Source organism: Lysinibacillus sp. LZ02, from assembly GCF_050613145.1.
Lineage (GTDB): Bacteria > Bacillota > Bacilli > Bacillales_A > Planococcaceae > Lysinibacillus_B.
In genome coordinates, this window is the sequence record NZ_CP192507.1 from 2981472 (window position 1) to 2994608 (window position 13137).

The following is a 13137-nucleotide window of genomic DNA, read 5'->3' on the forward strand; positions in this document are numbered from 1 at the left end:
TTTCTCTCCATTTTCGTCTTAAATAGACAATTCTTTTGAAAGTGTATATAAACTTACGTCTGCCTTATGATGATTTTCATACGCTTCTCTTAAATCATAATCGACGATTAAATGATTTTTAATACCCACCGCGCGTCCTCCACGGCCCTCTAATAATACTTCTACCGCTTTTGCGCCCATACGACCTGCCAGTACTCGGTCTCTAGCTGTCGGGGAACCTCCACGTTGAATATGTCCAAGTACAGAAGCACGGATTTTTACACCTGTCTTTGCTTCTAAAGTGCTTGCTAATTCATGCCCTGGCATCACGCCTTCTGCTACGATGATAATACTATGACGTTTCCCACGTGCAGCACCTCGCTCTAAGCGCACGATAATTTCATCTAAATCATATTCCTCTTCCGGAATTAAAATAGACTCTGCACCTGCGGCAAGCCCAGCCCATAATGCGAGATCTCCCGCATCACGTCCCATTACTTCAATGACAAACGTATTTTCATGACTTGTTGCCGTATCACGAATTTTATCGATTGATTCAACTACTGTATTTAATGCCGTATCAAATCCAATCGTATATTCCGTTCCTGGTACATCATTATCGATTGTTCCAGGTATGCCCACACAAGGGAATCCTTTTTCCGTTAATTGCATCGCACCACGGTATGAACCATCTCCACCAATTACTACCAATCCCTCAATACCTTGTGCACGCATATTCTCAATGGCTTTTTGTTGATATTCATCTTCTTTAAATTGTGGGAACCGTGCTGAAAATAATTTTGTTCCCCCACGCTGAATAATGCCACCAACTGAGCCTAAGTCTAGTAACTCAAAATCCCCCTTATACAATCCTTCATAACCATAGTATACGCCTACTACGTCTACCCCGTGATATCGCGCCTTACGCACAACAGCACGAATAGCAGCATTCATTCCCGGTGCATCGCCGCCACTTGTCAAAACAGCAATTTTCTTCATCTACTGTATTCCTCCATTTAGAATGATTGGCTAATAAAACATTAACACGAATACACAATCTATGTAAGTACTACTACTAACAAAGTACAATACTTTTACAAAATGAGAAAGACGTAGAGCTCGCTCCAAAACAGAGCGAGCTACTTATTCCTACTTCTACGATTAAACGGAAGAATGTACATATACATTCTTTAACTATTTCCCGCTATTTATTCATCAAACTGCCCGATACATTTAAACTTTTCGTAACGTGCATCAACAAGTTGTTCCGCCGATAATACATTTAGCTCTGCAAGCACACTTGTTAAACTTTCTTGCATCGTAAGCACTTGCTTCTCGATATTTTTATGGGCACCACCTGCTATTTCTGGAATAATAGCATCGATAATCCCCATTTCTTTCAGATCAAGCGCTGTTATTTTCATTGCTTCTGCCGCTTGTTTTGCTAATGTGGCATCCTTCCATAAAATCGATGCGGCACCTTCTGGAGAAATAACGGAATATGTTGAATTCTCTAACATAAGAATTTTATTTGCAACACCTAGTGCTAGTGCACCACCACTACCGCCTTCACCAATGACAATACTAATAATCGGTACTCGTAAACCTGCCATCTCAAACAAGTTACGTGCAATGGCTTCGCTCTGTCCTCGCTCTTCTGCCGCTTTTCCAGGATAAGCACCTTTTGTATCAATAAAACAAATAATTGGACGTCCAAATTTCTCTGCCTGATACATAAGTCGTAGTGCTTTTCGGTATCCTTCAGGATGGGGCATACCAAAATTACGACGAATATTTTCTTTTGTTGACTTCCCTCGTTGATGCCCTATCACCGTTACTGGCTGACCGTTAAACAAAGCAACTCCACCAACAATCGCTGCATCATCTCCGTAAACGCGATCCCCATGTAATTCGATAAAATCTGTAAACATCTTGTTAATATAATCAAGTGTCGTTGGGCGTTCAGGATGTCTAGCTACTTGCACACGATCCCACGGTTCCATATTACTATATAAACTTTGTTCTAGTTGCATTAAACGCGCTTCTAGCTTTTCAATTTCTCCGTTCATATCAACATCTGCGATTTCAGCAATTTGCTTGAGCTCTTCAATCTTCTCACGCAGCTTTATAACAGGTTCTTCAAACGTCATTGCTTTAGACATGTGCAGCCCCTCCTTTTACATGTAACTTGACAAGTGTGGCGATTTTATCACGCATGTCACTTCGTTGGAAAATTGCATCTAGTTGACCGTGTTCAAGTAAAAACTCTGCTGTTTGAAAATCCTCTGGTAATTTTTCTCGTACAGTTTGTTCAATAACACGACGACCCGCAAAACCAATTAACGCTTGTGGCTCTGCAATATTATAGTCACCAATTGATGCAAAGCTTGCTGATACACCGCCTGTTGTTGGGTGTGTCAAAATCGAAATATACAGGAGTCCTGCTTCACTATGTCGCTTTAGTGCCACACTTGTTTTAGCCATTTGCATTAATGACAATACACCTTCCTGCATGCGGGCGCCTCCACTCGCTGTGAAAATAATAAACGGTACACGGAGCTCTGTTGCACGCTCGATTGCACGTGTAATTTTCTCACCGACTACAGAACCCATCGATCCCATACGGAAATGTGAGTCCATAACAGCGACGATTACATTTTCCCCTTTTAGCTTGCCTTTACCTGTTAATACGGCTTCGTTCAAACCCGTTTTTTTCATATCGACTTGGACTTTATCAACATACGCCGGGAAGTTCAACGGATTCGTTGTTTGTAAATGATCGTCAAAGCTCTCAAAAGTACCTTCATCTAGAAAGCTAGCAATTCGTTCTTGTGCTGTCATTTTTAAATGATGCTGACAGCTTGGACATACTTTTAAGTTTTGCTCGATTTCTTTTGACAGATGAATTTTTCGACATGCTGGACATTTCATCATTAGCCCTTCTGGAAAAGTCTTTTCATTTCCAGTTTGTATAGTTACACTACGTTTTTTTGATTTTGAAAATAAATCACGAATTGACATATATATATTCCTCCTTTAAAGCTGTTTCACCCAGTCGTTATACGCTTCAATTGCTTCTTCTACATAACCCATTTGCATAGACTTGATGAGCATTTGTAACACTCGCTTCTCTTGTTCTGTTACTAGCTCTTTCAATGATGTCATACTATATGCTGTGAGTTGCATCCATATTTTTAAGCTAAGACGATTTCCTGCAGCAACTATGCATTCTCTTAAAATAGCATCTCGTTTTAGCTCCTGCTGAAGTTCTAATTGTATAAATAAACTATCCCAAATCGGTAAATTTCTCAGTTGCACATCCTGACATATGACACGGATCGCTTCGCGTTCGTGCATTTCCCGTGTAGCATGAACATCTAGCTGTGATTTTTCTCCTTGCAAAATAAAAGAGGATAAAATTTCAATGAGTTGATGGCCACCAACATCAGCCAAAAACGTTCCACCACCATGTTTTGTTTCAATCAGTCCGAGCAGTTCTAAACTACGGAGTGCTTCACGAACTGAGGATCTCGATACATTTAGCTTTTCACATAAAACACGTTCAGACGGTAATTTATCACCCGGTTGAATTCGCTGATCCACGATAAGCTCTCGTAGCTGCTTAACGATTTGTAAAAACATTTTCTTCGCTGGCTTTTGTTCCACTACTACTCACCTCGCAATTCCACTAAAAAAGTGGTCTGACCATTTATGTTACTACTATACAAAACAGCTATACAAAAGTAAAGAAAAAACAGTCAAAAACGCTTAGTTCTTGTAATAAGTTAAACAATTCAGAAAACTAAGTTAGCGAAACGAATCACATAGTCTAAATAACCTATATTATCCATTACATCCTAATACATATAAAATAATCATTTTCATATTGTTAAATAAGGAAAAGAACATAATGTCTACTGCATTTTAATATGTCATTTTTCATTTATAATTGACATTTATTTGTTATAACTTCACAATAAATATAACAACATTTAAAGGATTGATTTTAGATGGCTGGCTTCTTCAAAAGATTATTTGCAAGCAAAGAAACCCCTGTTGAAAGTCGCTATGATGAAAAAGGATTCAATGTTTACGGCATACATAAAAACGGCACAAAGTATGATGAACAAGGATTTGATATCCGCGGCTTTAATAAAAACGGCAAAACGAGAAATAGACGTTACTATGATGAGAATGGGTTTGACGCGAAAGGCATTCATCAAACAGGTAAAAAGTATATCGGAGGCTATGATTGCTTCGGCTACGATGCGATTGGATTTAATAAAGACGGCTGGAATCGGGAAGGTTTTTACAAAGATGGCTTTAATAAGCGAGGGTTCGACCAAGATGGGTTTGACCGTGAAGGGTGGAATAAGTACGGGTTTAATCGGGATGGCTTCCATAAAAACGGTACTCTTTTTGACAAAAAAGGGTTTGCACTGGATGGATTTAATCGTGAAGGACTGGACCGTGACGGCTTTAATCGCGGCGGGTTTCATAAAGACGGCTTTAACCGAGATGGATTTGATATAGAAGGGTTCAATAAACAAGGATTCGACCGTGACGGCTTTAATCGAAATGGGTTTAATAAAAAAGGGTTCGATCGCGATGGCTATAACGCATTTGGTTTTAATGCAGAAGGGTTCGATCGCGATGGCTTTAACAAAAACGGATTGGACGCACAAGGGTATGATCGAAACGGCTTTGATAAGCACGGCTTTAACCGCGAGGGATTCAATAAAGATGGATTCAATAGAGATGGATTTAATATACACGGGTATGATCGAAACGGCTTTGATCAATCTGGATTTAACAACGACGGATTTAATGCACAAGGATATGATCGCCATGGCTTTAACAAAGACGGGTTGAATCCACAGGGGTATGACCGAAATGGATTTAATCAACATGGATTTGATGTATTTGGATTCGATCGCGATGGTTATGATAAACAAGGCTTTAATCGCTTAGGACAAAAGCGAAGCGAACAATAACTATTTTTAACTCTTAACGAGCAAACCCTAAAACATATATTACCATTTGAGTACACGTTGCTTTCCGCTCCGGCACTCGCTTTCCACGGGCGAGATCAAGCCTCCTCGTCGCTCATCCTTCGATGCTCCTGTCGCTTCGCTTTCGTCGCAAATAAATTTCCTGCGGGGTCTTGAGGCCAACATGATGTTGGTCACGAAGACGTTGTCACAGGACATGACGGTTTTAGTCTTCGTTCCTTTATCGCTTTTCCCGTAGGAAGCTTTGCACCTGCCGCTTCACTTCCGGTGCAGAAAAACATTGCTCTGTAGCGAAAGGCGCATGCCGTCAGCTACACTCTCGTGCCTCCGCTACAAGCAACTAGTGTTCCATAAAATAATCAATCGGTTACCAAACAGTAATGAAAGCTCCTTATTTATTACAATAGAAGCAAGTAGACAATACGTGCAAAGAGAAATAAAACCATTTCTTAGAAAATGCAAATACTTGTTTAGAATATTAAGAAGCATTCAACTTTGCCGTAGCGCGCCATAGCCACAGGAGCCAAGATTTTCTTTGCGACGAAAGCGTAGCGTCAGAAGCAGGAACAGGAGATCCAAACAGGCCGCGCCTGTTTTAGCTCCTGTTCCGGCTGTGGCAAAGCGCGGAGGCTATGATCATACCTTTTACTATTGAATTGGTATTTTTAGGATTTTCTTTACTCATTGCGAGTTTTAAAATAAAGAAGGCGAACGACCACCTGTAATGGTTGTTTGCCTTCTTTCTATTGAATCATAATTTGCTTCACTTTAATTTGTGGTTTGTTAAAACGATATTCGAGGAACCCTTCTATATAGACAAAAGCTTCTTCTTGTAACCTTTCCCGTACTTGTTGATACTCTTTCGGAAATAAGGTTAAAGAGATGCTACCAAACTCATCTTCGAGCTGAGCAAATGCCATTAACTCACCTTTTTTTGTACGTAATTGGCGGACATCGATAATAACCCCAATACATTTTACATAACTATTTGGTGGCATCGTTCTCATTGTTTGCATCGTGACATTTACTTGCGGGCTCTGTTGACGAAGCTTTGCCACTGGATGTTCCGACAAATAAAAACCGAGTACTTCTTTTTCAAATTGTAGCTTTAACTTATCTGACATTGGCTCAGCTTGTACATATTTTGGCTTCCCGAACGTAAGGAACAAATCGGAAAATAAGCTTTCCTCTTCATTCGGACGTACAAGCTCTGCCTGCTTGACGGCAGCTTCAATCGTTTCTAACAGGACCGCACGATCACGCCCTAATTCATCAAGTGCCCCTGCTTTAATAAGCGGCTCGATCGCTTTTCGATTAAATGTAGCCGCACTTAGTGATACGGCCAAATCAAATAAATCTTCAAATGGCTGTTGTCGCTCATCTCGGACAGTTATGAGCTTTTGTAAAAATGGCTGTGGAACCCCTTTAATGGCCGATAAACTAAATCTGATACGTCCATTTTCCACTTTAAAATGGCGGACTGATTTATGAATGGAAGGTGGTAAAATTTCAATCCCACGCTGCTTTGCTTCCATTAAAATTTGTAGTAGCTTTTCTTGATTACCGGTTGCATTTGTTAGTAATGCGGCATAAAAATTGACCGGATAATTCGCCTTTAAATAAGCAAGTTGATATGAAATCATACTATAAGCTACGGCGTGACTTTTCGGGAATCCATAATCAGCAAAGCGCACAATCAATGCATAAATATCTTCTGCCGTTTGGGCATCATATCCTTGGCGAAGCGCTCCTTCTACAAAATGTGCTCGTTCTTTTTCAAGTACTTCACGATTTTTCTTACTTACAGCACGACGAAGTAAATCGGCTTCTCCAATTGTAAATCCAGCAAACATATTAGCAATTCTCATAATTTGCTCTTGGTATACAATAACGCCATACGTTTCGCGTAAAATAGGCTCCAGTACTGGATGTGGCATTTCCACACGTTCCATACGGTGCTTACGGCGCGCGTAAACCGAAATAAACTCCATTGGTCCTGGACGATACAAGGCATTTACGGCAACAATATCTAAAAAATGTGTTGGCTGTATTTCACGTAAAGCATTGCGCATCCCTTCTGATTCTAATTGGAAAATACCGGCTGTATCCCCTGTAGCAAGGAGCTGAAACGTTTTGGCATCATTCATTGGAAGTCGATTTAAGTCGAGTGTGATCTGATGCGTAAACTGAATAGAACGACAAATTTGCTCTAAAATCGTTAAATTTCGCAACCCTAAAAAATCCATTTTTAGGAGTCCACTTTGTTCAACCTCTTGCATTGGCCACTGTGTTAAGTACACACCATCATGCCCTTCTTCAATCGGGATGACTTCTACAAGCGGCACAGGACTTAACACAACACCTGCTGCATGAGTAGAGGCATTGCGTGGTAACCCTTCTAAATTTTGCGCAGCAGCAAACCATTTGGCGCGAACCGGTTGCTGCCCAATCCACTCCCGCAACACTTGCGATTCTTCATAAGCTTGTAATAGTGTAATGCCTTGACGATTTGGAATCGATTTCGAAATCATTTCCAGTGCTTCATTGTCAAAATGGAACATACGAGCTACATCTCGTGCAACGGCTTTAGCAGACAACGTACCAAATGTAATAATTTGCGCGACATGCTGCTTCCCATATTTTTGTGCGACATACTGTATGACTTCTTGGCGACGTGTATCCACAAAATCAATATCAATATCAGGTAAAGACACACGTTCCGGGTTTAAAAACCGCTCAAATAATAAGTCGTATACAAGTGGATCGACTTGTGTAATGTGCAATGCATAGGCGACTAAAGAACTTGCGGAAGAACCACGTCCCGGTCCTGTTAAAATATTAGCTTCCCTCGCAAAATGCATAAAGTCTTCAACAATTAAAAAATAATCCGCATATCCCATCGAGTTAATAATCGCTAGCTCATACTGCAACCGTTCTTTATAAGCATTCGGAATGTCATTCGTTTGCAATCGATAGTTTAACCCTGCAATTGCATGCTTATATAATACTTGTTCCGCTGTTTCCCCCACATTCATCGGGTATTTTGGCATATACGTTTGATGAACGATTAAATCAACTTGACAGCTGAGTAACAGTGCACGTGTATTTTCCAACCACTCTTCCCGATCACTAAATAGCGCATAAAATTCATCGGCGGTTGGTAAAAATTGATGCTTCGATTTATTGCCTTGTAATGAATCGCCCAGTTTTACTCCCGTATCAATGGCCCTTGCTACTTCATAAGCAAAATGATCCTCTGGATATAAAAATGTACTTTCATGAAGTGCGATAATGTGACAGCCGATGTTCTGCGCGAGTTGCTCTACTATCTGCTCTTCTGGCGCACGCTCATTTTTTCGTGCAACACCGATATACAGCTCATCATTAAATAATGCTTTTAAGTCTTGGATAAATACGTGGCCATCTTCTCGAAGCCAGCTACACTGCTCATCCATTGCTGGAATAACGGCAGCACATCCATTTGCATATCCAGATAACCAACGCCACGGAAGCAGTTCATCTTCCCGAATCGCTATCGCACTGCTCATTTTCAACAAACTTTTGTAACCTGCGTTATTTTTTGCATATAACACGAGTGAACGTGACACGTCTTCTGTAAATTGTACGCGCACCGATAACCCAATGACTGCATGAATGCCTGCCTTTTTGATTGCAGACATAAAAGGCAAAAGCCCGTACAATTTAGAATTAACCATTGCACAAGCTTCCGCCTTTTGCTGTTGTAAAAAAGGGATGAGCGTTTCTAAACGAATCGTACTTTTTAATAAATCGGCACTTGTCCGTACTTGTGGATAAACGATTGGTCGCACTATTTCATCCCCTCCTCATATTTATCGATAGTTACGACAAAGCTCTTTTAAATCTTCAGTGACACGGTCTGCCTCTTCCCAAGAATAAACAGTCGCACCCGAAGCTAACGGGTGACCCCCACCTTTATATTTCTTTGCTAATTGGTTAATAATTGGTCCTTTTGAACGTAAACGTACTCGAATCGAATCTTGTTCTTCAATGAAAATGATCCACGCACAAATCCCTTTCACATTGCCTAAAGAGCCAACAAGCAGTGATGTTTCAGCAGGCGTGACATCAAATTCTTTTAAGACTTCTTGCGTTACTTTAATATAAGCAGCACCATTTTCATCAATGATAAAGTTTTGATATAAGTAGCCTTGTAAATGCAATAGCTTGCGATCCATTTCATACATACCGTCATAAACCGCATTACGATCGAAATTATACTGGATTAAGTGACCGGCTGTTTCAAATGTTTTTAATGTAGCACTCGGGAACAAGAAACGTCCTGTATCACCAACAATGCCTGCAAATAACAGACGCGCTGCTTCATCAGAAAGCGTCCAATTTTTGTACGCTTTCCCCTCCTCATAAAGTTCATAAATCATTTCTGAACAAGAGCTAGCTGACGTATCTACCCATAGGAAATCACCATATTGGTCATCATTTGGATGATGGTCGATTTTCATAAGAAAATCCCCATTTCTGTAACGCTCGTCATCAATACGCTCTGTATTGGCTGTATCCGTTACAATGACTAATGCCCCTGTATATACTTCATCTGCTACTTTTTCAGGTGTACGCATAAATGTTAAAGAATCATCATGTTCTCCGACTGTATATACTTTTTTAGTGGGATAATTGTGCTTAATAATTTCTGCTAGTCCAAATTGCGAGCCGTATGCATCAGGATCTGGACGTACGTGACGATGTACAATAATGCAATCATATTTTTCAATTGTGTCAATGATTTGTCTTTTCAAAACTATTCCTCCTGTTATTTAGTGAATTCCGTTCGCATTTTTCTACCAAAATCGTTACAATAATATCAGCTTTGCTTTAAAAACGGGAGGTTCACCATGAATATATTAAATTCTTTATTCGTTGTAGGTATTATCGTATCTTTCGTTGCTTACTTCTATTATAAAACGAAACAATACCGTTCAACACTACCTATTCGAAAAAAATGGTATACAGCTAAAGCTAGTGTCGCATTAGGTGTATTTATGATCTTTTTGGGGCTAAATGTACCTATTATTTACACTACCTTGATTGGTTATGCTGTTGCTAGCATTTTTATCCTCATGGGTGCAGGACTAGCATTCAGTAACTATAAACGTGCACGTCACGAAGGTATGTACGTGGAAGAAGAATACGAATTAAATAAATAAAGCAAGGGGCGTGTATAGCACGCCCCTCTTTTTTCAATCAGCGCTCCAGTAATTGGAACATCATCATGGCTTTTCCGACGAGCACAGAGCCATTGAATACTTCAAAATCCATTTTTACGAATTTACGACTCATATCTAAAATACGAGGCTTCACCATTAATACGCTCTCCATTTGCACGGGCTTAATAAAGTAAACCGTCATATTTTCAGCAACAGCATCACCGCGCTTACGACGCTTTAAAGCAAATGCTCCCACTTCTGATAGCAACGTTGTAAAAGCACCATATGAAAGAGAACCGAACTGATTTGTCATTTGTGGGGTTACCGTAAACTCTACGACTACGTCTTCTTCTCCCATCACTTTCATTTCATTTTTTACTAAATCATCAATTGTTTCGCCATGTTGAGGCTGGCGTTGCGCTGTTTGAATCGCCTTTAATACATCTTGACGACTAATAACCCCTTGCAACACCCCGTCTTCTCCCACTACAGGAATTAAGTCAATACCTTCCCAAATCATGCGGTGACCTGCCGATGCAACACTTGTTTTCATAGAAGCTGCAATTGGATTCTTCGTCATGACCTTTTCAAGTAACTCATCGTCTTCCTTACCAAGTACGTCCTTTGTTGTAATCATCCCGACTAATTTATTTTGCGTATTCACAACTGGAAAAGCGCCGTGACCTGTTTGTGCATTTTTCTTACGGAAATGCATAATCGTTTGGTCATTTCGTAAAACAGCCGTATTTTCAATCGGAATGTAAATATCTTCGATTAATAAAATATCTTTTTTAATTAATTGGTCATAAATGGCGCGGTTAATCATTGTGGCTACTGTAAACGTATCATAGCTTGTTGAAATAATCGGCAATTCCAACTCATCCGCGAGGCGTTTATTTTCATCCGTCGTATCAAAACCACCTGTAATGAGTACAGCGGCCCCTGCTGTTAATGCCTGCTCATGCGCTTGGGTACGGTTTCCTACAATCAGTAAGCTTCCCGAATCTGTGTACCGCATCATATCTTCTAACTTCATGGCCCCAATTACAAACTTTGTTAACGTTTTATGTAAGCCATCTTTACCACCTAACACTTGTCCATCGACAATGTTTACAATTTCCGCAAAAGTTAAACGTTCGATATTCTCTTTCTTTTTCTTTTCAATCCGGATTGTTCCAACACGCTCGATTGAACTTACTAGGCGACGGTTTTCCGCCTCTTTAATCGCACGGTAAGCTGTTCCCTCACTTACTTGCATTTCCTTTGCAATTTGTCGGACTGAAATTTTATCTCCAACAGGTAATGATTCTATATATTGCAAGATTTTTTCATGTTTTGTTGACACATTATCACCTATTCCTCATCATTCATTCCTGCACATAGTGTAACATATTTCTACAATTTATTACGAAAAATAAAAGAAAACGCTTCAATTCACCAAAAATTGTTACTATTTAACAACCTTCTACCTACTTAAGATATTTAAATGACTCATAACGAGCAAATTCTGAAATATATATTACCATTTGATTAACCGTTGCTTTCCGCTCCAGCACTCGCTTTCCACGGGCGAGATCAAGCCTCCTCGTCGCTCATCCTTCGGTGCTCCTATCGCTACGCTTTCGTCGCAAATAAATTTCCTGCGGGGTCTTGATTGTCTCGCTTTTCCCGTAGGAAGCTTTGCTCTGTAGCGAAAGGCGTATGCCGTCAGCTACACTCTCGTGCCTACGCTACAAGCAACTATTGTTCAATACAATAATTAGCTGCTCGAAAATAATGAAACATTCTTATTCATTACGGTAGAGGCTGTCAATTATAAGTGCAAACGGAAAAAGAATGATTTCTTTTTCTGAAGGTAAATGCTTGTTTAGAATATCAAGAAGTATTCACCTTTGCCGTAGCGCGCCACAGCCACAGGAGCCAAGATTCTCTTTGCGACGAAAGTGCAACGTCAGGAGCAGGAACAGGAGCTAAAACAGGTCACGCCTGTTTTAGCTCCTGTGTAGGCTGTGGCAAAGCGCGGAGGCTATAATACATACCTTCCACTATTTAAATGGTGTTTTTTAGGATCTAATTTTACTCATTACGAGTAAATGAAACAAAAAGTGTAAACAGCGCCTAAATTTCGGCTTCGTTTACACTTAGTGAAATACTACTCAAACTTTACATATTCACCTGGTTTTAAAATTTGGACTTCCGCATCTTCTACTAAAGACGCAAAATATTGTGGATCTACTTTAATATAATCGAACGTGTTGTAATGAATCGGCACGACAATTTTCGGTTTAATTAATGATACGGCATATGCTGCATCATCAGGACCCATTGTAAAGTTATCGCCAATCGGAATTAATAACACATCGACAGGATGACGTTCAGCTAATAATTTTAAATCCGAAAATAGCGCTGTATCTCCCGTATGCCAAATATTGAGCCCCTCTGCCATAAACATAATTCCACCTGGCATGCCCGTATAAATAATGTCGTTGTTTTCTGTTACATACGATGAACCGTGGAAAGCTTGCGTAAACTTCACTTTCCCAAAATCAAATTGTCGGGAACCACCGATATGCATCGGATGCGCATTAACCCCTTGCCAACTAATGTAATTCGCCAATTCATTCGGTGCAACGACTAGTGCGCCACTTTGTTTGGCAATCGGAATCGTGTCACCAAAATGATCATTATGACCATGCGTTAGAAGAATCGCATCAGGCATTTGTTCTTCTACTTTTAAATCGCACAATGGGTTTCCGTTAATAAACGGGTCGATTAAAATAGTTTTACCTTCTGTTTCGATTTTGACAACCGAGTGACCATGGTATGAAATTTTCATAATTTAATATCCTCTCCTTGGAGCTTTCTCATTGTATTTATTTCGCTAATCGTGCAAGAAATCCTTTTTTTTGATATGCTTTGATTGCAATTAACAAACAATTGCA

10 protein-coding genes are annotated in these 13137 nt (G+C 40.0%); 2 read left to right on the forward strand and 8 right to left on the reverse strand.

Translation table 11 applies throughout. From position 1 onward, the window contains the following. Positions 1-18: 18 nt before the first annotated feature. From pfkA to ACQQ2I_RS14525, 4 genes are all read right to left on the reverse strand, one after another. Positions 19-978 carry a 6-phosphofructokinase gene (gene pfkA, locus ACQQ2I_RS14510; protein ID WP_431027506.1) on the reverse strand — a complete coding sequence of 320 codons (960 nt, stop codon included), beginning with the start codon at positions 976-978 and terminating at the stop codon, positions 19-21. Positions 979-1187: 209 nt separating this feature from the next. Continuing rightward, on the reverse strand, positions 1188-2141 hold the full coding sequence (gene accA, locus ACQQ2I_RS14515) for an acetyl-CoA carboxylase carboxyl transferase subunit alpha (RefSeq protein ID WP_431027507.1): 954 nt from the start codon (positions 2139-2141) through the stop codon (positions 1188-1190). Then, on the reverse strand, positions 2134-3000 hold the full coding sequence (gene accD, locus ACQQ2I_RS14520; protein ID WP_431027508.1) for an acetyl-CoA carboxylase, carboxyltransferase subunit beta: 867 nt from the start codon (positions 2998-3000) through the stop codon (positions 2134-2136). Before accD ends, accA begins: the two co-directional genes overlap by 8 nt. A 15-nt stretch (positions 3001-3015) precedes the next feature. Continuing rightward, positions 3016-3645 carry a FadR/GntR family transcriptional regulator gene (locus ACQQ2I_RS14525; RefSeq protein WP_431027509.1) on the reverse strand — a complete coding sequence of 210 codons (630 nt, stop codon included), beginning with the start codon at positions 3643-3645 and terminating at the stop codon, positions 3016-3018. Positions 3646-3989: 344 nt separating this feature from the next. On the opposite strand from ACQQ2I_RS14525, the gene ACQQ2I_RS14530 reads away from it, so the two are divergent. Continuing rightward, complete coding sequence (locus tag ACQQ2I_RS14530; RefSeq protein WP_431027511.1) at positions 3990-4973, forward strand: hypothetical protein; 984 nt, start codon at positions 3990-3992, stop codon at positions 4971-4973. A gap of 761 nt (positions 4974-5734) precedes the next feature. Here ACQQ2I_RS14530 and dnaE read toward each other — a convergent pair. Together dnaE and ACQQ2I_RS14540 are read right to left on the reverse strand one after the other, a co-directional pair. Then, complete coding sequence (gene dnaE, locus ACQQ2I_RS14535) at positions 5735-8821, reverse strand: DNA polymerase III subunit alpha (protein WP_431027512.1); 3087 nt, start codon at positions 8819-8821, stop codon at positions 5735-5737. A gap of 21 nt (positions 8822-8842) precedes the next feature. Further along, positions 8843-9787, reverse strand: coding sequence for a DHH family phosphoesterase (locus ACQQ2I_RS14540; RefSeq protein WP_431027513.1), 945 nt, complete (start codon positions 9785-9787; stop codon positions 8843-8845). 96 nt (positions 9788-9883) lie between these two features. Here ACQQ2I_RS14540 and ACQQ2I_RS14545 point away from each other — a divergent pair, with 96 nt between their 5' ends. Beyond that, positions 9884-10195 (forward strand): YtpI family protein, encoded by a 312-nt coding sequence (locus ACQQ2I_RS14545; RefSeq protein ID WP_431027514.1) that lies wholly within the window; start codon positions 9884-9886, stop codon positions 10193-10195. Between the two features lie 37 nt (positions 10196-10232). On the opposite strand, the gene ACQQ2I_RS14550 is transcribed toward ACQQ2I_RS14545, so the two are convergent. Continuing rightward, positions 10233-11540, reverse strand: coding sequence for a DRTGG domain-containing protein (locus ACQQ2I_RS14550; protein WP_391368820.1), 1308 nt, complete (start codon positions 11538-11540; stop codon positions 10233-10235). Positions 11541-12347: 807 nt separating this feature from the next. Beyond that, complete coding sequence (locus tag ACQQ2I_RS14555) at positions 12348-13031, reverse strand: metal-dependent hydrolase (protein ID WP_431027515.1); 684 nt, start codon at positions 13029-13031, stop codon at positions 12348-12350. Positions 13032-13137 lie beyond the last annotated feature (106 nt).

Excerpts from the sequence above, each read along its gene's own strand:
- ACQQ2I_RS14530 (WP_431027511.1), top strand. The coding sequence starts at position 3,990 with ATGGCTGGCTTCTTCAAAAGATTATTTGCAAGCAAAGAAACCCCTGTT.
- ACQQ2I_RS14555 (WP_431027515.1), bottom strand. The coding sequence starts at position 13,031 with ATGAAAATTTCATACCATGGTCACTCGGTTGTCAAAATCGAAACAGAA.
- accA (WP_431027507.1), bottom strand. The coding sequence starts at position 2,141 with ATGTCTAAAGCAATGACGTTTGAAGAACCTGTTATAAAGCTGCGTGAG.
- accD (WP_431027508.1), bottom strand. The coding sequence starts at position 3,000 with ATGTCAATTCGTGATTTATTTTCAAAATCAAAAAAACGTAGTGTAACT.
- ACQQ2I_RS14545 (WP_431027514.1), top strand. The coding sequence starts at position 9,884 with ATGAATATATTAAATTCTTTATTCGTTGTAGGTATTATCGTATCTTTC.
- pfkA (WP_431027506.1), bottom strand. The coding sequence starts at position 978 with ATGAAGAAAATTGCTGTTTTGACAAGTGGCGGCGATGCACCGGGAATG.